Raw genomic sequence first — 18,832 nt, 5'->3', positions numbered from 1 at the left:
GTCGTTCCCGTCGGACGACTCCGGTTCCGCCGCGCGCCGCGACCCGGCGTCCTCCGACGCCGGGCGGCCCGTCGCGCGCCGCCGACCGTTCCCGCCCCGTCGGGGTGGAGCCTCCGCGGGCCGGGGGGCCGGGGTCGGCACGGTGGGAGGCCGGGGGATCGACCCGGACCGACGCCGCCTCCTGCTGCGCGGCGCGGCCGTCCTGACCATGGCCGCCCCGGTCGCGTGGTGGGCCGCCGGGGCCGGGGCCGGTGACCGGCCGTCGGGCCGGATCGTCGTCGGCACGGGTGTGCCCAGCGGGGTCTACGCCCGCTACGGCCAGTTGCTGAGCGAGCAGTTGGAGCGCGAGGCGCCCGAACTGGAGGTGGTGCTGCGCCCCAGCGAGGGGTCGGTGCAGAACATCGAGCGGTTGGTCGCCGGCACCGCCGACTTCGTCATCGCCACCGCCGACTCCATCGCCGCGCACCTGGCGGACGCGCCGGTCGACGGGGCGGAACTGCGGGCCTGCGTGCGGTTGTACGACGACTACATGCAGCTGGTGGTACCCGCCGGTTCCCCGATCCGGAGCTGCTCCGATCTGGCCGGACTGCGGGTGGGGGTGGGGCAGGACGGCTCGGGCGTGCAGTTGGTCACCCGCGAACTGCTGGCGGCGGCCGGACTCGACATGGAGGCGGACGTCACCGCCGTCCGGGAGGGCATCCACACGATGCCCCGGATGATGGAGACCGCCCGGCTGGACGCCTTCTTCTGGTCGGGCGGCCTGCCCACCTCCGCGGTGACCGGCCTCTCCGAGCGACTGCCGATCCGGCTGGTGCCGCTGGGCGAACTGCTGCCCCGTCTGCACGCCGGGGGGCCGCACACCGCGTACTACCGGGCGGCGGTCATGCCCCCCGACGCCTACCCCGCCATCGCGGTGGAACAGGCGGTGGACACGGTGGCCGTGGCGAACCTCCTGGTCACCGGCGAGACGACCGACGCGGGGCTGACCGAGCGGGTGACCCGGGCGGTGATCAACGGGCGGGACCGCATCGGTGCCGCCGTGCACGCGGCGCAGCGGGTGGACCTGCGGACAGCGATCTACACCCGTCCGCTGGAACTGCACGAGGGGGCACGCCGGTACTACCGGTCCGCCAAGCTCTGACCGGGCCACGGGGCTCCCGGGGCCTCCGGTCCGGCCGGGTGCCCCCCGCCGGACGCCGGACCCGGGTCGTGCGCCCCCGCACCGCCGGGCGGCGGGTGGTCGGCCGGGGAGGCCCCGCCGTGCAGGTCCTCACGGGAGCGGGGCAGGGAGACCACCGCCCGCAGGCCGTGCGGGTGGTGGTGGGAGAAGTCGATGGTGCCGTGCCCGGCGGCCAGCAGGGCCCGCACGATGGACAGGCCGAGGCCGGAACCCGAGACGTTCTGGTGCCGGCCGCTGCGCCAGAAGCGGTCCCCGACGCGCTCCAACTCCTCGTCCTGCAGGCCGGGGCCGGTGTCCACGACCTCGATCCGCACCAGGCCGCCGCGGGCAGAGGTGTGGAGCGTCACCGTGCCGCCGGACGGGGTGAACTTCAGCGCGTTGTCGATCAGCGCGTCCAGGGCACTGGAGAGGGCCACCGGGTCGGCGAGGGCGGTGAGCGCGCCGGGGCCGGGACGCTCCAGGGTCAGGCCCCGGCGCTCGGCCAGGGGGCGCCAGGCGTCCACGCGTTCCCCGACCAGGGCGGCCACGTCGGTCAGTCGCAGGTCCGCCTCCGAGTGCTCGGCCAGCGCCAGGTCGAGCAGGTCGTCCAGCACCCGGGCCAGCCGCTTGCCCTCGGCCTGCACCGAGGCGAACTCCTCGCTGCCGGGCGGCAGCGCCAGGCCGAGCAGTTCGATGCGCAGCAACAGGGCGGCCAGTGGATTGCGCAGTTGGTGGGAGGCGTCGGCCACGAAGGCCCGCTGCTGCTCGAGGACCTGCTCCACGTGGTCGGCCATCTCGTTGAAGGAGCGGGCGAGCCGACGCAGCTCCGGCGGTCCCCCCGCCTCGGCGACCCGGGCGTTCATCCGGCCGGTGGCGATGTCGTGGGCGGCCCGGTCGAGCACCCGCACCGGACGCAGCACCCAGCCGGTCAGCCGGATCGCGGCGGCGACGGCCAGCAGCATGGCGGCGGCCTCGGCGGCGGCGATCGGCAGCCAGCCGCGCAGGATGCGCGCGCGCAGGGCCCCGGTGGGCGATTCGGTGACCACCACGGCGATGACGTCACCGTCCCGGACGACCGGCGAGGCCACCAGCAGCCGGGTGCCGGTGTCCCAGGGCCACACTTGCGGGGGGCCCTGGCTGCGCCGCCCCGCCAACGCCTCGGAGAACGCGGAGCGGGCCCGGTCCCCGGCGGGCGGGGACCAGCCGGCCGGGGAGGCCGCGAGGGGGGTGCCGTCGCGGTTGAGGACACCGGCCCGGATGCCGTACAGGTCGTGGTAGCGCTCCAGCTCGTCCTGGAGTTGGGCGAGGGGATCGACACCGGGGTCGTCGTCCCCGGGGCCCACCGCGTACTGCGCCAGGGAGGCGAAACGGACGGTGTCGTCGATCCGGTCCACCACCATCCGCTGCTGCTCGGCGGCGGCCTGGCCGGCGGCGAGCGGGACGCCGAGGGCCAGCAGCATACCGGCGAGCAGCACGATGAGCAGGGCGAGGAGTCTGGAGCGCATGGCGGGGCGGGGGTATCGACGGTTCCGGGTGGGGGCGACCGGGCCGATCAGGGACCGGCCGCGGGTATCACGAGGCGGTAGCCGACCCCGCGCACCGTCTCCACCAGTTCGGGTCGGCGCAGCTTGGAACGCAACGAGGCGACGTGCACCTCGAGGGTGCGGGAGGTGCCCTCCCAACTGGTGTGCCAGACCTCGCTGATGATCTGTTCACGGCGGAAGACGACGCCGGGGCGGCGGGCCAGGAGGGCCAACAGGTCGAACTCCTTGCGGGTCAGGGTGACGGGGTTGCCCTCCACCGAGACGGTTCGGGTGGCGGGCTCCACCGTGACCGGTCCGGCGTGCAGGGTCTGTTCGGCGTCGGCGCGGCGGGGGGCGGTCTCCCCCGGTCCCTCGCCGGCACTGCGCCGGCTGACGGCGTGGATGCGGGCCAGCAGCTCGCCCATGTCGTACGGCTTGACCACGTAGTCGTCGGCACCCAGGTTGAGGCCGTGGATGCGGGAGCGCACGTCGGCGCGCGCCGTGACCATGATGACCGGCACCGGGGCCAGCCGGCGGATCCGGCCGCAGACCTCGAAGCCGTCGGCGTCCGGCAGGCCGAGGTCGAGCAGGACGGCGTCGAAGGTCTCGGCGCGGAGCCGCTCGATGGCCTCCTCACCGGTGCGGGCGTGCCGCACCGCGAAGCCGTGGCGGCCGAGCACGGCGACGAGGGCCGCGGCGACGTGGTTGTCGTCCTCGACCAGCAGCAGGCGCATCCGGCCTCCTTTCGTCCTCTTCGTCCGCGTCCGCCACGGGCGGGTCGAACGCTCCGGTTCCCGGGGGCGGCGTCGCCCGGGGAGCGGCACCGGTCCGGGGGACGGACCGGGAGGAGCCCGGAGGAGCGTCGGACCGTTGGGTCCGCGGGCCTCCCGGCATCCACCGATGGTGCGCCATGGCGGCGGAGGGGACGCCCTCGCACGGGTTTTCGTTATGGAGCCGGTACCCCGTGCGGGCACTTCGGCCCCCGGGCCGGGCCGGACCGATGCGCCCGCGCGCACGGCACGGGTCGGGGAACACGGCCGGGAGGGCGGCTCCGGTTCCCCGGGCACGGGCGGCGGGGCGGGACCGGAGGCGCGGCGGGGCGGGGCGGGCAGCGGCATCGGACGTCGGAAACCGGGCGGGGCGGTGTGGGGGCGGTTCGGCGGGCAGAATTGGGCTGACCTCCCGGCCGGACGGGAGGACGGGTACCGGAAACCGGAGGGGCCGGGCGACCTCCCGGAGGGGCCGCACCGACGGGAAGTCCTCACGGCTCCGGGGACGCCCGGGACGCGGAGAAGCGAGAGCCGCGCCCGCCTGACCGCCGCCGTCCGGGGTCCCGCCCCGGGCGCCGGGATCCGACATTCCGCACCCGGGATGGGGCCGGCCGCCGCGGGGCCCGGGGCGAAGGGTTCGGGAACGGCCGGGCCGGTCGGACGGCCCGCCGGGAGCGGACGCCCCACCGGCGTGCCCCACCGGCGTGCGCCACCGGCACGCTCCCCGGTCTTCCACCCACGTTCACGCGCCCTTCCTCAATTCTCCCTCAGATGTGATGACGGCGGTCCGGACCCCGCCCTAGGGTCCCTGCAATCGACGAGGACGGAGCGAAGAAACCGATGAGCGACGTTTCGATGGCCAAGGGGCCGGGGGATGCCGGGCCCGTGGCACACGACCTGGTCGTCCTGACGGATGTCAACAAGCACTTCGGTGCGCTGCACGTGCTCCAGGACATCAACCTCTCCATCCACGCCGGAGAGGTGGTCGTGGTGATCGGTCCGTCCGGCTCCGGCAAGTCGACTCTCTGCCGGTCCATCAACAGGCTGGAGACCATCGACTCGGGGACCATCACCATCGACGGCAAGCCGCTGCCCGACGAGGGTCGGGAGCTGGCCCGCCTGCGGGCGGATGTGGGGATGGTCTTCCAGTCCTTCAACCTCTTCGCCCACAAGACGGTGCTGGAGAACGTCATGCTGGGCCAGCTCAAGGTCCGGCGCCGGAAGCGGGCGGAGGCCGAGACCAAGGCCCGCGCCCTGCTCGACCGGGTGGGCGTGGGCAACCAGGCGGACAAGTACCCCGCCCAGCTCTCCGGCGGCCAGCAGCAGCGCGTGGCGATCGCCCGCGCGCTGGCCATGGAGCCCAAGGTGATGCTCTTCGACGAGCCCACCTCCGCCCTGGACCCCGAGATGATCAACGAGGTCCTGGAGGTCATGCAGCAGCTCGCCCGCGAGGGCATGACCATGGTCGTCGTCACCCACGAGATGGGCTTCGCCCGCTCGGCCGCCAACCGCGTGGTGTTCATGGCGGACGGACGGATCGTCGAGGAGGCCGAGCCCCACCAGTTCTTCGACAACCCGCGCAGCGACCGCGCCAAGGACTTCCTGTCGAAGATCCTCCACCACTGACCCCACCGCCGAACCGCCCCGCCCCGGGCACCACCGACACGGTCGGCACCCGTCCCGGTCGGGCCCCACGTTCCCGCGTCACCCGCACAACCCCCGGTACCGCCGTGTACCCCCGAGTGCCCCCCCCGTCCCCACCCGTCCCCCGCCGGTCACCATCGGTGGGCGACGGCTCCGGGGTCCCGGACACCGGTCACCCCGGAGCCGGAACCCCTCCCCCGTCCCCCGCACCCCGCGGGGCGGCCGGTCCCACCGGACGTCCCGTACCGCTCCGGCCCACACCCGCAGCCGCGAGCCCGTCCCTCCGCGGCACGGCCCCCGCCCGTCCCGGGCACCGTGTCCCTCGACCCCCAGGGGAGTTACCGAATCATGAGAATCCGTAAGGCCACCGCCCTCGCCGCCACCGTCCTGGCCCTCTCGCTCACCGCCACCGCCTGTGGCTCCGACGACGCCGACAGCACCGACAACGGTGGCTCGGCCTCCGACAACGGCGGCGACACCGGCTCCGACGACGGCGGCCTGGAAGGCCTCACCATCGGCATCAAGTTCGACCAGCCCGGCCTCGGCCTGCTGACCCCGGACGGCGACTACAAGGGCCTCGACGTGGACGTCGCCACCTACATCGCCGCCGAACTGGGCGTGGACGCGGACGACATCGAGTGGCTGGAGGCCCCCTCCCCCGAGCGCGAGAACCTCATCTCGCGCGGCGACGTCGACCTGGTCGTCGCCACCTACTCGATCACCGACGCCCGCAAGGAGTCGATCAGCTTCGCCGGCCCGTACTTCGTCGCCCAGCAGGACCTGCTGATCCGGGTCGATGATGAGGTCAACAGCGAGGAGGAGATCAACGACCTCACCCTCTGCTCGGTGGCCGGCTCCACCTCCGCGCAGAACCTGAGGGACAACGTCGCCCCCGACGCCGGGCTGCACGAGTTCGCCACCTACTCCGAGTGCCTGAGCGGTCTTGAGGGGGGCACCGTCGACGCGATCACCACGGACGACGCCATCCTCGCCGGCTACGCCGCGCAGCCCGAGCACGAGGGCAAGTTCAAGCTCGCCGGCCTCAACCTGAACGACGAGTACTACGGCGTCGGCCTGGCCAAGGGCGACACCGAGCTGCGGGACAGTGTCAACGAGGCCATCGAGAAGATGATCGACGACGGCTCCTGGGCCGAGTTCGTCGAGGCCAACCTGGGCCCGGCCGGCTACGAGGCGGGGTCCGCCCCGGAGATCACCGAGACCGACTGACACCCGTGCCCGGGACCGGTTCCTCCCCACCGGTTCCCGTGCCGCGCCGCCGACGGAAGACCCCGGCGGCGGCGCGGCACATCCCGGTGACGGACGGACGGCGTCCTCCCGGCCGCGCCCGGCCCGGCCCGGCCTCGTGGTCGTGTCCGTCCGACACCCGCCCCGCTTCCCGTTCCTGTCGTTCTGTCCGGCCCCGTCCACTCCGGCCCCCCGGGCCGCTGCGGCCCGACGAGACTGCGAGAGTCCGTGTTCGAATTCCTTGACTTCGAGCGGTATGACCTGCTCGGCGCCTTCTGGACGACGGTGCAGCTGACCTTCTGGTCGGCCATCGGTTCCCTGATCTGGGGCACCGTACTGGCCGCCATGCGGGTCAGCCCGGTGCCCGTCATGCGCGCCTTCGGCACCGTCTACGTTCATCTGTTCCGCAACATCCCGCTGACCCTGGTCATCATCGCCTGCGCCCAGGGGCTGTACATGGCCCTGAGGTTCAGTCTCGGCGGCGATCGTCCACCGGACATCTACTTCCGGCTGGCGATCCTCGGCTTCATCGTCTACACCGCCACCTTCGTCTGCGAGGCGCTGCGCTCGGGCATCAACACCGTGCCGCTGGGTCAGGCGGAGGCCGCCCGGGCCCTGGGGTTGAGCTTCGTGCAGGTGCTGACCCTGGTGGTGCTGCCCCAGGCGTTCCGCTCGGTGGTGGCGCCGCTGGCCAACGTACTGATCGCGTTGACCAAGAACACCACCGTGGCGGCCGCCATCGGCGTGACCGAGGCCGCGCTGCTGATGAAGGAAATGATCGAAAACGAGGCCCAGCTCTTCCTCATCGCGGGGATCTTCGCGCTCGGCTTCATTCTCCTGACCCTCCCCACCGGGCTGCTCCTCGGTTGGGTGAGCAAGCGTGTGGCGGTGAAGCGATGAGTGCCTCTTCCAACTCCCCGTCGGTCCTCTACGACGCCCCGGGACCGCGCGCCCGGGTGCGCAACGCCCTGATGGCGATCGTCTTCGGTCTTCTGGTGGCCGTGCTGATCGTCTGGCTTCTGACGGTCCTCGGCCGGGAGGGTCATCTGGCGGCGGAGAAGTGGAGCCCCTTCGTCACCGACTCCCGGGTCTGGACGACGTATCTGCTGCCCGGCCTGATGAACACGCTCAAGGCGGCGTTCCTGGCGATCGTCATCGCCCTGCCCCTGGGCGCGGCCCTGGGTATAGCCCGGCTCTCCGACCACTGGTGGGTACGGGTCCCCTCCGGGGCGATCGTGGAGTTCTTCCGCGCCATCCCGGTACTGATCCTGATGCTGTTCGCCAACGAGGCGTACGCCATGTTCACCGATGTCGCCCGGGAGAACCGGCCGATGTACGCGGTGATCACCGGCCTGGTGCTCTACAACGCCTCGGTGCTGGCCGAGGTGGTGAGGGCGGGCATCCTCTCCCTGCCGCGTGGACAGTCGGACGCGGCCCGGGCGATCGGCATGCGCAAGAACCAGACCATGCGGTTCGTGCTGCTGCCGCAGGCGGTCACCGCGATGCTGCCGGCACTCGTCAGCCAGCTCGTGGTCATCGTGAAGGACACCGCGCTGGGCGGCGCGATGCTCGGCTTCAGCGAGCTGCTCCGCCAGACCACGCTGATCAGCGCCAACTACGGTGCCAACATCATCGCCAGCATGACCGTGGTGGCGTTGATCTACATCGTGCTGAACTTCCTGATCACCAGCTTCGCGAGCTGGTTGGAGGGTCGCATCCGGCGCGGCAAGCGCGGGACCGGGGCCGTGGTGGCCACCGATCCGGGCGAGTTGCTGGAGTTGGAGACCCCGCCCAAGCGGGCGCCGGACATCCGGACCGCCGGCACCGGCGGTCCGATCGACCCGAGTGGCCCCGCGCTGCCGGGCGACGCGGGCGACCGGTCCTGACTTGACGGGTGCCGGGCAGGTGGGTTGCATACTCCTGTGCTGCCCGTGATCATCGCCGGCGCGGGCCCGATCGGGCTCGCGCTGGCGCTCGCCCTCTCCCGCCACGGCGTTCCCTCCGTCGTCCTCGACGGGAGCGACGCGGGGGTGGTGCGACGGGCCGCCCGCACGTGTGTGCTGCCCCCCGATGTCGCCCACTGGGCCCGCCTGTCGGGCGCCGCCGAACACGCGACGACCTGGACCGGCTGGCGGACCACCGTGCGCGGCCGGGTGGTGGAGGAGGCCGTCTTCACCGAGGAGCGCTCCCCCGTCCACCTGCCGCAGCACGCGCTGGAGGAGGCACTGTGGCGGGCGACGGGCCGGACCGGGTTGGTGGAGATCCTCTCCCCCGCCCGCCTGGTGGACCTCGAACAGCACGAATCCGGCGTCACGGCGCATCTGGCGGCCGAGCCGGCGGGGGGCGCTTCGAGCCGAGAGGGCAGCCACCTGATCGGATGTGACGGCGCCCGCTCCACCGTGCGCAAACTGTTGGGGGTCGCCTTCCCCGGCCGCACGGCCGTGGAGCGGTACGCGGTGGCCGCGTTGCGCGGCGGGGTTCCGGAGACCGGGGAGGCCGCCCTGCACCGGGCGCTGCCGACGCCCCGCCGGACCGGTGGGGCGCGGGCCGAACCGCCGGAGGTCCTGGTGCGCCCCCTGCTCGGGGACGAGGTGCGGCTGGACTGGCCGTTGCCCCCCGAGGAGGGGCCGGTGACACCCGACGCCCTTCTGGAGCGGGTGGAGCGGACGCTGGTGGGGTTGAACGACGGGGAGCTCCCACCGCACGAGTTGCTCGACACCGGCGTGTACGCCTGCCACCAGCGACTGGCGCGCTGGTGGCGCTCGGGTCGGGTGCTGCTGGCCGGGGACGCGGCGCATCTGGTGGGCGCGCTGGGTACCCAGCAGGTGGCCGAGGGTCTGCGGGACGTGGACAACCTGGCGTGGAAGCTGGCGGCGGACCGTCGGCCGGGGGGCGCCGAGGGGCTGTTGGAGAGTTATGTCGAGGAGCGGCGCGGCGCGATGGGCGCGCGACTGCGCGCCGTGGACCAGGCCCTACCGGTGGTGCGCGGGCGGGGTGGTCGGGGTGGGCGGCTGACCGGCCGCGGCAGGCTGACCCTGCCGGCCGACGCGCATCTCGGACGGGGCGCGCTGGGTGAGCCCGGGCGGTACGCGATCCCCGGGCAGCGGACGGCCGGGGACGGGCCGGCGATCGGGAACCCCGTGGTGGACGTGGCGGTCACGGCGTTGGACGGCGAACGCGGCCGGCTCGTCGACCGCCTGGGGGGTCCGCTGCTGCTGGTGCTGACGGCCCCGGGGGCGCGGGTGTGGGACGCGCGGCACTGGTTGTCGGCCGGTCTGATGCCGGATCTGGCGGGAGCGGTCTCCGCGCTGCCGCTGCCGGCGGAACTGCTGGTCGCCGACGCCTACCCCGATGCCGCCGCGCACACCCTGCTGGTGGTGCGGCCGGACGGACGGTTGGCGGCCGCCCTGGCGGGAGCGGACCGGCGGGCCCTGGAGCGATGTATCGGAGACCTGACGGACCTGCCGGTGGGGTGAGGGCGCCCCCCTTTGACCGGCCCCGCTCCGGCCCCCGGTCTCACCGTGTCCCGGTACGTCCGCGTCCCGGTCCGGTCGGGACAAGCCCGCGCTTCCGAGCCTGACTCATCCCCCCGGGGGTGGCAGCTCCCACTCCTCGATCTCCTCGCCCTCCCGCTCGAGGGCCTCGCGCACCACCCGTAGCGCCAACCCTTGCGGATACCCCTTGCGGGCCAGCATCCCCGCCAGCCGGCGCAGCCGGCGGTCGCGCTCCAGGCCCCGGGTGGACCGGAGCTTGCGCTCCACCAAAGCCCGCGCCGTCTCCCGCTCGAGCTCCGGGTCCAGACGGGCGACCGCCTCCTCGATCACCGGCCCGGCCACCCCCCGCTGTCGCAGCTCACGGGCGAGGGCCGGACCGGCCAGCCCTCGTCCGTGGTGGCGGGAGTCCACCCAGGCGGCCGCGAAGGCGGCGTCGTCGATGAGACCGACCTCCTCGAAACGGTCGAGGACGGTCGCCACCGCCTCCTCCGGGATGTCCCGGCGACGCAACGTCTCCTCCAGCTGCCCCCGGGTGCGGGGGGTGCCGGTCAGCGCGCGCAGGCAGATCGCGCGGGCTCGCTCCACCGGGTCGGCCGGGGCGCCCGACTCCCGACGCCCCGGCTCCGGGGAGGTGCCCACGGATCAGGCCTTCGCCGCGGCGGGAGCCTTCGCCGCCCCGGCACGAGCGGTCTTCGCCGACGCGGCGGCCTTGGCCTCCTCGCCGGCGGGGGTGGCGGGGGTGGCGGGCGCGGCGGTGGGAGTGGAAGCGGGGGCGGGGGACACTCCGACCTCCGGCTGCGCGGCGACCGACTCGGGCTCGGGCTTGGGCTTGGGGCCGATGCCGAGCTTCTCCTTGATCTTCCGCTCGACCTCGTTGGCGAGGTCGGGGTTGTCCCGCAGGAAGTTGCGGGCGTTCTCCTTGCCCTGGCCCAACTGGTCGCCCTCATAGGTGTACCAGGCACCGGACTTGCGGATGAAGCCGTGCTCCACACCCATGTCGATGAGCCCGCCCTCACGGCTGATGCCGATGCCGTAGAGGATGTCGAACTCCGCCTGCTTGAAGGGCGGGGCGACCTTGTTCTTGACGACCTTGACGCGGGTGCGGTTGCCCACCGCGTCGGTGCCGTCCTTGAGGGTTTCGATGCGTCGGATGTCCAGCCGTACGGAGGCGTAGAACTTCAACGCCCGACCACCGGTGGTGGTCTCCGGGCTGCCGAACATCACGCCGACCTTCTCGCGGAGCTGGTTGATGAAGATCGCCGTGGTGCGGGACTGGCTGAGCGCACCGGTGATCTTGCGCAGCGCCTGGCTCATCAGTCGGGCCTGGAGGCCGACGTGGGAATCGCCCATCTCGCCCTCGATCTCCGCCCGCGGGACGAGCGCGGCCACCGAGTCGATGACGATCAGGTCCAGCGCGCCGGAGCGCACCAGCATGTCGGTGATCTCCAGGGCCTGCTCGCCATTGTCCGGCTGGGAGAGGATGAGCTGCTCCACGTCCACGCCGAGTCGCTTGGCGTACTCCGGGTCCAGGGCGTGCTCGGCGTCGATGAAGGCCACGGTGCCGCCGGCGCGCTGGGCATTGGCCACCGCGTGCAGGGTCAGGGTGGTCTTGCCGCTGCTCTCCGGGCCGTAGACCTCGACCACCCGACCGCGCGGGAGGCCGCCCACCCCGAGGGCGACATCGAGGGCGGTCGAACCGGTCGGGATGATCTCGATGGGCTCCTCGGTGCGGTCGCCCATGCGCATGACCGCGCCCTTGCCGAACTGTCGCTCAATCTGCGCGAGGGCGGCGTCGAGCGCCTTCTCGCGGTCCGTACCTACCATGGGGGTCACCGGTTTCTGATTCGTTCGCTTCACGTCGTCGACGCTAGCGGCTGCCACTGACAATCGCCGCCGGACCCCCCGGGAGAGCCCGACCCCATCAATCAGAATGGATGTTCGATTTTCGTGTCAAGGATCCCCCTGACCTGTGGAGAACACGGAAAACAGCAGGCCAGAGCGGCGTTTTGAGGTCGGTTCGCGCAGGCGGCCACCCCATCGGGTGACCCCTCTCCGAGCAGGCGGAGGACCACCGCCCCAAGGGCGTCCGCCGGACTTCCCCCGAAGAACCGGCCCGGCACCGACACCGGTGCCGGGCCGGCATCGGAAGGAAAAGGGGCGGGGTGTCGCCGGGACATGTCCCGGGCGACACCCCGCCCACGGGTCAGCGGCGCTCGGCGGGCACCTCCATCACGGCGCAGACCACCCGCCACACCTCCTTGACCGGCCGCCCCTCGGCCAGCGCCTCGTGCACCGTCCTGCCACCCAACTCCGACATCACGTGGTCCCGCGCGAAGGAGTCCGCGTAGTCCGCGCCGAAGTGGGTTCGCATCCGCTCCCAGAAATCCGTCAGCCGCATTCGCCCAGTATCCCGTCCGACATCCCGCCCCGTGGCCCGCCCGGACCACGCCGCCCGGCGTGCCCGGCCTCAGCCACCGAGTGCCCTGACCCCCGCCGTGACCGCCACCGCGAGGGCCACCACCAGGAGGAACGGCGCCCGGAGCACCAGGGCCACCATCGCGGCGCCCAGCCCGGCGGCCCGCGCGTCGAGGACGAGCGCCCCGTCCCCACCGTCCGCCGTCTGCACCGCTATCAGCGCGGCCAACAGAGCCACCGGGATCAGTGCGGCCAACCGGCGCGGACCGGGTCGCTCCAACACCGTCGGGGGCACCGAGAGCCCTGTCAGCTTGACGAGGTAGCACCCGGCCGCGGTCAGCAGGATCGCGATCCACACCGCCGTCCCGTTCACGCGACACCACCTCCGGGGGCTCCCCCACCGGCCGCCGCCCCCTTCCGGGGCACCACCCCCGGCGGATCCCCGGGGTCCCCGGGCTCATCGGAGTCCTCGGAATCATCGGCCCCCTCGGAGGCGGTGGGGCGGCCGGAGGCGGTGGCCTCGTCCGCCGCCGCGTCGCGGCCCCGGGTCGCCAACAGCACCAGCGGCGCGGCGAGCGCGGCGACCAACACCGGCACGCCCGCCGGGAGTACCGGCATCGCCGCCAGTGCGAGCAGGATGGCCAGGCCCGCCGTCGCCCGTTCCCGGGTCGAGCGCAACATCGGCGCCAGAAGGGCCAGGAAGACGGCGGGGCCGGCGGCGTCCAGTCCCCAGGCCGCCGGATCGGCGATCCGGGAGGCGCCCAGCGCGCCGATCAGGGTGGTCAGGTTCCACAGACCGTAGAGCGAGACGGCCGTGACGGCGAAGCCGATCCGGGCCGAGCGGCGGTCGGGGCGGGCCAGGGACACCACCGTGGTCTCGTCGATCACGGCGTGGGCGACCACCGGCCGCCAGCGGCCCGGCACGGCGAGCACCGTGGACAGCCGCAGGCCGTAGAAGCCGTTGCGCACCCCCAGGAAGAAGGCTCCGGCCGCGGCGGTGAACGGATTGCCGCCCGCTGCCAACGCTCCCACCAGCGCGAACTGGGAGGCGCCGGTGAAGACCAGCAGGCTCAGGGCGCAGCTCTGCAACACGGACAGACCGGCCGTCGCCGCGGTGATCCCGAAGGCGAAGCCGGAGAGCCCGACCGCCACGCCGACCCCCAGGCCGTCCCGCACCGCCGCCCGGTCCACGGCGCGCGCGGGGGCACGCCACCCACCGACGGCACGACCGCCGGGGTGCGGATCGGAGTGCGGGACGGGGTGCGGGACGGGGTGCGGGACGGGACGGTCGCCGTCATCGCCCCTATCGGGTGATCGCTCGTTTTCCTGTCCGGGGAGGCGGGGAGGGGGCGTCGCGGGGTGGTTCACACCGGCAGGCTACGTCCGGCCCCGCCGGCGGGGAGCACCCGCCCCGTCCGCCTCGCACACCGTGCGCGACAGGACACGGAACACGACGGACCCCGCCCCGCTCACTCCGCCCACACCCGGCCCCGCGTCACCACCCGGCCCCGCGTCACCACCGGGCCCCGCGTCACCACCGGGCCCCGCGTCACCACCCGCGGCTGTCGGTGCCCCGGGGCACCATGTCCCCATGGTGCCCGTGGTTCCCGATTCACCCACCCCGCCCGATTCCCCCGGGGCCGGACCCGGCCCCGGGGGATCCGCCGCCCCCTCCTCCCGGAAGGGTGGTGCGGACACCGGGGACGCGCTCGACTTCTTCTCCCCCGCCACCCGTTCCTGGTTCCGGCGCGCCTTCGACGCCCCCACCCCCGCCCAGGCGGGCGCCTGGGAGGCGATCGCCGCCGACTCCGACGCCCTGGTGGTCGCCCCCACCGGCTCCGGCAAAACACTCGCCGCCTTCCTCTCCGCCCTCGACGGCCTGGCCAACCGCCCCCCGCCCGCCGATCCGGGCCGGCGCTGCCGGGTCCTGTACATCTCTCCCCTGAAGGCGCTCGCCGTGGACGTGGAGCGCAACCTGCGCAGCCCGCTGACCGGCATCCGGCAGGAGGCGCTGCGGCTCGGTCTCCCGGAGCCGGAGGTGCGGGTCGGCATCAGGTCCGGGGACACCCCGCCCGCCGAGCGTCGGGCCATGGCCCGACGGCCCCCGGACATCCTCATCACCACGCCGGAGTCCCTCTTCCTGCTGCTGACCTCCGGGGCCCGGGAGTCGCTGGCCGGGGTGGAGACAGTGATCCTCGACGAGGTGCACGCGGTGGCCGGCACCAAACGCGGGGCCCACCTGGCGCTCTCCCTGGAACGCCTGGACGAACTGCTGGACAAGCCGGCGAGACGCATCGGGCTGTCCGCGACCGTGCGCCCGGTCGACGAGGTGGCCCGTTTCCTCTCCCCGCGCGGCGGGGCGCGGATCGTGCAGCCCCCGGCCCACAAGGAGTTCCGTCTCTCGGTACAGGTCCCGGTGGACGACCTCGGCGACCTCGCCGGATCCCCGGTCTCCGCTCCCGGCACCCCGGACTCCCCCGACGACGGCGGCAGGCCCTCGATCTGGCCCTCGGTGGAGGAGCGCATCGTCGATCTGGTGGGCGCGCACCGTTCCACCATCGTCTTCGTCAACTCCCGGCGGCTCGCCGAACGGCTGTGCAACCGGCTCAACGAGATCGCCCTCGAACGGGAGTCCGGCGGAGCGCTCCCGGAGGAACACGGACCGGCGGAGGTGATGGGCGGCTCCGGGGCGGGACGCGGCGCCCCCGCCGTGCTGGCCCGCGCCCACCACGGCTCGGTCTCCAAGGAACAGCGGGCTCGGGTGGAGGAGGAGCTGAAGGCGGGGCTGCTGCCGGCCGTGGTGGCCACCTCGAGCCTGGAGCTGGGCATCGACATGGGCGCGGTGGACCTGGTGATCCAGGTGGAATCGCCGCCCTCGGTGGCCTCCGGACTGCAGCGGGTGGGACGGGCCGGACACAGTGTGGGAGCGGTCTCGGCGGGCGTCATCCTGCCCAAGTACCGGGGGGACCTGATCCAGTCCGCCGTGGTGACCGAGCGGATGCGGGCCGGGGCGATCGAGGCACTGCGGGTCCCGGCCAACCCGCTGGACGTGCTGGCCCAGCAGATCGTGGCGATGACCGCGATGGACACCCGGGACGTGGACGAACTGCTGACCACCGTCCGTCGGGCCGCGCCGTTCGCCTCGCTGCCCGAATCCGCCTACCGATCCGTGTTGGACATGCTCGCCGGACGCTACCCGTCCGACGCCTTCGCCGAGCTGAGACCGCGCCTGGTCTGGGACCGGGTGGAGGGCACCCTCACGGGTCGTCCCGGCGCCCAGCGGCTGGCGGTGACCTCCGGGGGCACCATCCCCGACCGGGGGCTCTTCGGGGTGTTCCTGGTCGGTGGCGACCCCTCGCGCGGCGGTACCCGGGTGGGCGAGCTGGACGAGGAGATGGTCTACGAGTCCCGGGTGGGCGACGTCTTCACCCTGGGCACGACCTCCTGGCGGATCGAGGACATCACCCGCGACCGGGTGCTGGTCTCCCCGGCCCCCGGCACCCCGGCGCGGCTGCCCTTCTGGAAGGGGGACCAGCTCGGGCGCCCGCTGGAGCTGGGCCGGGCCCTGGGCGCCTTCCTGCGCGAGGTGACCCACCTCGAGCCGGCGGCCGCGGTCGAACGGCTGTCCCGGGCCGGGTTGGACGAGCGGGCGGTGGACAACCTCCTCGCCCACCTGCGGGAGCAACGGGAGGCCTGCGGCCACGTGCCGGACGACCGGACGGTGGTGGTCGAGCGGTTCCGAGACGAGCTCGGCGACTGGCGGGTCGTGCTGCACTCCCCCTTCGGGGCGCAGGTGCACGCGCCCTGGGCGCTGGCCCTCAACACCCGGCTGGCCGAGCGGTACGGGCTGGACGCCCAGGTGATGCACGCCGACGACGGCATCGTGCTGCGCCTCCCCGACACCGATCCGGCCGCCGATCTCCCCGACCCATACGGCTGGTCCGAGGAGCACTCCGGGGCCGGCTCCGGGGCCTCGCGGGACGCGCCGGTGGGGGCCGAGGAGGTGCTGTTCGACCCCGGGGAGATCGAGGGCCTGGTGACCGACGCGGTGGGCGGCTCGGCGCTGTTCGCCTCCCGCTTCCGCGAATGCGCGGCCCGGGCCCTGCTGCTGCCCCGCCGGCGCCCCGACCGGCGCACCCCGCTGTGGCAGCAGCGGCAGCGCGCCCACCAGTTGTTGTCGGTGGCGAGTGAGTTCGGCTCGTTCCCCATCCTGCTGGAGACGGTGCGCGAGTGCCTCCGGGACGTCTTCGACGTGCCGGGTCTGGTGGAGCTGCTCTCCGACATCGAGGCACGGCGGGTCCGCGTGGTGGAGGTCACCACCCGCGAGCCCTCACCGTTCGCGCGCTCCCTCCTCTTCGGATACGTCGGGCAGTACCTCTACGAGGGCGACTCCCCCCTCGCCGAGCGGCGGGCGGCGGCGCTGTCGCTGGACTCCCGGTTGTTGGCCGAACTGCTGGGTCGGGCCGAGCTGCGGGAGTTGCTCGATCCGGAGGTGCTGGCCGAACTGGAGCGGGAGCTGGCCTGGCTGACCCCCGAGCGGCGGGTGAAGGACATGGAGGGCACCGCCGACCTGTTGCGGGTGCTCGGCCCGCTGACCACCGGGGAGCTCGTGGAGCGGGGCGCCGAGGCCCCGTGGGCCGAGGAGCTGGGGGCGGCCCGGCGGGCGATCCGGGTGCGGATCGCCGGGCGGGAACGATGGGCCGCGATCGAGGACGCCGGCCGGCTGCGCGACGCGTTGGGCACCGCCCTGCCGGTGGGGGTGCCGGAGGCGTTCACCGAGCCGGTCCCCGACCCGCTGGGGGACCTGTTGGCCCGCTTCGCCCGCGCCCGGGGCCCCTTCACCTCCGTGGACGCGGCGGAGACCTTCGGCCTCGGCACGGCGGTCGTGGAGGGAGGGCTCGCCCGATTGGCCGCCGCGGGCCGGATGGTGGAGGGCGAGTTCCGCCCCCTGCCGCAGGACGGCACCGGTCCGGCGCCGGGACACGAGTGGTGCGACCCGGGTGTGCTGCGCCGGCTGCGGCGCCGGTCGTTGGCCGCGCTGCGCGAGGAGTTGGAGCCGGTGGCCCCGGCCGCGCTGGCCGACTTCCTGCCCCGCTGGCAGCACGTCTCCTTCCCCCGGACGGGGACGGCCGGGGGTGACGCGCTGCGGGGCGTGGACGGCGTGGCCCGGGTGGTCGAGCAGTTGCAGGGCTGCCCGGTACCGGCGTCGGCACTGGAGCGGCTGGTCCTCCCCTCCCGGGTGGCGGACTACCGTCCGGCGATGCTGGACGAGTTGACCGCCTCCGGCGAGGTGGTGTGGTGCGGGGCCGGGGCGCTGCCCGGTCGGGACGGCTGGATCGCGCTGTACCCGGCGGACACCGCCCCGCTGCTGGTGGCGGAGGCTACGCCCGTGGAGATCGGGGCGGTGCACCGGGTGGTACTGGAGGCGCTGGAGGGCGGCTACGGCCTGTTCTTCCGACAGCTCTCGGCCGCGGTCGCCGGGGCGGGGGAAGGCACCGGAAAGCCCGTGGGCGAGGAGGAACTGGTGCGGGCGGTGTGGGACCTGGCCTGGGCCGGCCTGTTGACCAACGACACCATCGGGCCGCTGCGCGCGCTCCTGCACTCGGGGCGCACGGCCGGCTCGACCGCCCACCGGGGGCGTCGGCCGGCGCCCCGGGCCCGATTGGGCCGTCCCACCGGACTCACGGGCACGGGAGCGGCACGGCCGGGCGGCGGGCCGCCGACCGTGGCCGGGCGATGGGCGCTGGTGCCCCGTGATCCGGAGCCCACAGCCGCCCGGGAGCGGGAGGAACACGCCACGCTGCGCGCCCACGCCCTGGCCGGGGCGTTGCTGGACCGGCACGGGGTGGTCACCCGGGGCGCGGTGGCCGCCGAGCGCACACCGGGCGGCTTCTCCGCCGCCTACCGCGTGCTCTCCGCCTTCGAGGAGACCGGGCGGGCGCGTCGCGGCTACGTGGTCGAGGGGTTGGGCGCGGCGCAGTTCGCCCTGGACGGTGCCGTGGATCGGGTGCGGTCCTCGGGTCCCGCCGGTCCGGAGGCCACGGCCGGGCGACCGCCCCGCCGGGCGGTGGTGCTCGCGGCCACCGACCCTGCCAACGCCTACGGGGCCGCCCTGCCCTGGCCCGAGTCGCCCGGCGGCGCCGGTCACAAGCCGGGACGCAAGGCGGGAGCGCTGGTGGTGTTGGTGGACGGCGCCCTGGTGCTCTACGTGGAGCGCGGCGGCCGAACGGTGCTGGAGTGGACGACGGGGGATGGTGACGGGGCTGCCGGCGAGCCGGAGGCCCGGGCGGCGGTGGGAGCGCTCGCCGCAGCGGTGGGGTCGGGCGCCCTGGGCACGCTCACCGTGCAGCGGATCAACGGGGCCCCCGCCCTGGAGGACACGGTGCGGGCCGCCCGACTGGAGGAGGCCGGCTTCCGCCCCGGCCCGCAGGGATTGCGGATGCGCGGGGGAACGTCCACGGCGGTCTGACCCGAACCTGGCGGGCATGTCCGCCGGAGGCGTCGATGGTGGAAGGGCGACCGGGGGACGGCGCCGGTGGGACGGGGACACAAACGGAATGTCGTCGTGGGGGGGGGGGGGGC

At 74.1% G+C, this 18,832-nt stretch carries 13 protein-coding genes and 1 pseudogene; 7 read left to right on the top strand and 7 right to left on the bottom strand.

Features of this window, described 5'->3' with window-relative positions; translation table 11 throughout:
* The first annotated feature begins 208 nt into the window (after positions 1–208).
* On the top strand, positions 209–1,141 hold the full coding sequence (locus LZF96_RS13975) for a TAXI family TRAP transporter solute-binding subunit (RefSeq protein ID WP_374203230.1): 933 nt from the start codon (positions 209–211) through the stop codon (positions 1,139–1,141).
* On the opposite strand, the gene LZF96_RS13970 is transcribed toward LZF96_RS13975, so the two are convergent.
* Both LZF96_RS13970 and LZF96_RS13965 read right to left on the bottom strand, forming a co-directional pair.
* Positions 1,120–2,664, bottom strand: a complete 1,545-nt coding sequence (locus tag LZF96_RS13970) for an ATP-binding protein (RefSeq protein ID WP_233871142.1) — start codon at positions 2,662–2,664, stop codon at positions 1,120–1,122. The two genes, LZF96_RS13975 and LZF96_RS13970, sit on opposite strands and share 22 nt — an antisense overlap.
* Before the next feature lie 47 nt (positions 2,665–2,711).
* Positions 2,712–3,416, bottom strand: a complete 705-nt coding sequence (locus LZF96_RS13965; protein WP_233871140.1) for a response regulator transcription factor — start codon at positions 3,414–3,416, stop codon at positions 2,712–2,714.
* Between the two features lie 876 nt (positions 3,417–4,292).
* On the opposite strand from LZF96_RS13965, the gene LZF96_RS13960 reads away from it, so the two are divergent.
* The 5 genes from LZF96_RS13960 to LZF96_RS13940 all read left to right on the top strand — a co-directional run bounded on the left by LZF96_RS13960 (position 4,293) and on the right by LZF96_RS13940 (position 9,817).
* On the top strand, positions 4,293–5,078 hold the full coding sequence (locus tag LZF96_RS13960) for an amino acid ABC transporter ATP-binding protein (protein WP_233871137.1): 786 nt from the start codon (positions 4,293–4,295) through the stop codon (positions 5,076–5,078).
* Between the two features lie 366 nt (positions 5,079–5,444).
* Positions 5,445–6,323: a glutamate ABC transporter substrate-binding protein gene (locus LZF96_RS13955; protein ID WP_233871135.1), complete on the top strand. Its 879-nt coding sequence runs from the start codon at positions 5,445–5,447 to the stop codon at positions 6,321–6,323.
* Between the two features lie 246 nt (positions 6,324–6,569).
* Entirely contained in the window at positions 6,570–7,241 is a 672-nt protein-coding gene (locus LZF96_RS13950; RefSeq protein WP_233871133.1) for an amino acid ABC transporter permease, read from the top strand.
* The gene (locus tag LZF96_RS13945; RefSeq protein ID WP_233871131.1) at positions 7,238–8,227 is read left to right on the top strand and encodes an amino acid ABC transporter permease; all 990 of its coding nucleotides are present in this window, start codon (positions 7,238–7,240) and stop codon (positions 8,225–8,227) included. The genes LZF96_RS13950 and LZF96_RS13945 overlap by 4 nt, the downstream gene beginning before the upstream one ends.
* Positions 8,228–8,263: 36 nt before the next feature.
* Positions 8,264–9,817 (top strand): FAD-dependent monooxygenase, encoded by a 1,554-nt coding sequence (locus LZF96_RS13940; RefSeq protein WP_233871129.1) that lies wholly within the window; start codon positions 8,264–8,266, stop codon positions 9,815–9,817.
* 105 nt (positions 9,818–9,922) lie between these two features.
* Here the strand turns inward: LZF96_RS13940 and recX are convergent.
* From recX to LZF96_RS13915, 5 genes and pseudogenes are all read right to left on the bottom strand, one after another.
* Positions 9,923–10,465 (bottom strand): annotated as a pseudogene (gene recX, locus LZF96_RS13935) (recombination regulator RecX); the annotation flags it as partial.
* A gap of 12 nt (positions 10,466–10,477) precedes the next feature.
* On the bottom strand, positions 10,478–11,659 hold the full coding sequence (gene recA, locus LZF96_RS13930; protein ID WP_233871127.1) for a recombinase RecA: 1,182 nt from the start codon (positions 11,657–11,659) through the stop codon (positions 10,478–10,480).
* 379 nt (positions 11,660–12,038) lie between these two features.
* Entirely contained in the window at positions 12,039–12,233 is a 195-nt protein-coding gene (locus tag LZF96_RS13925) for a DUF3046 domain-containing protein (RefSeq protein WP_233871125.1), read from the bottom strand.
* Positions 12,234–12,302: 69 nt separating this feature from the next.
* Entirely contained in the window at positions 12,303–12,623 is a 321-nt protein-coding gene (locus LZF96_RS13920) for an AzlD domain-containing protein (RefSeq protein ID WP_233871122.1), read from the bottom strand.
* Positions 12,620–13,441: an AzlC family ABC transporter permease gene (locus tag LZF96_RS13915; RefSeq protein WP_233871119.1), complete on the bottom strand. Its 822-nt coding sequence runs from the start codon at positions 13,439–13,441 to the stop codon at positions 12,620–12,622. Before LZF96_RS13915 ends, LZF96_RS13920 begins: the two co-directional genes overlap by 4 nt.
* Before the next feature lie 400 nt (positions 13,442–13,841).
* Between LZF96_RS13915 and LZF96_RS13910 the strand changes: the two genes are divergently transcribed.
* On the top strand, positions 13,842–18,719 hold the full coding sequence (locus LZF96_RS13910; RefSeq protein ID WP_233871117.1) for an ATP-dependent helicase: 4,878 nt from the start codon (positions 13,842–13,844) through the stop codon (positions 18,717–18,719).
* Positions 18,720–18,832 lie beyond the last annotated feature (113 nt).

This window comes from Streptomyces sp. ST2-7A, from assembly GCF_021390475.1.
In the GTDB taxonomy this organism is placed as follows: domain Bacteria; phylum Actinomycetota; class Actinomycetes; order Streptomycetales; family Streptomycetaceae; genus Streptomyces.
This window is presented reverse-complemented; position numbering and strand designations above follow the sequence as displayed.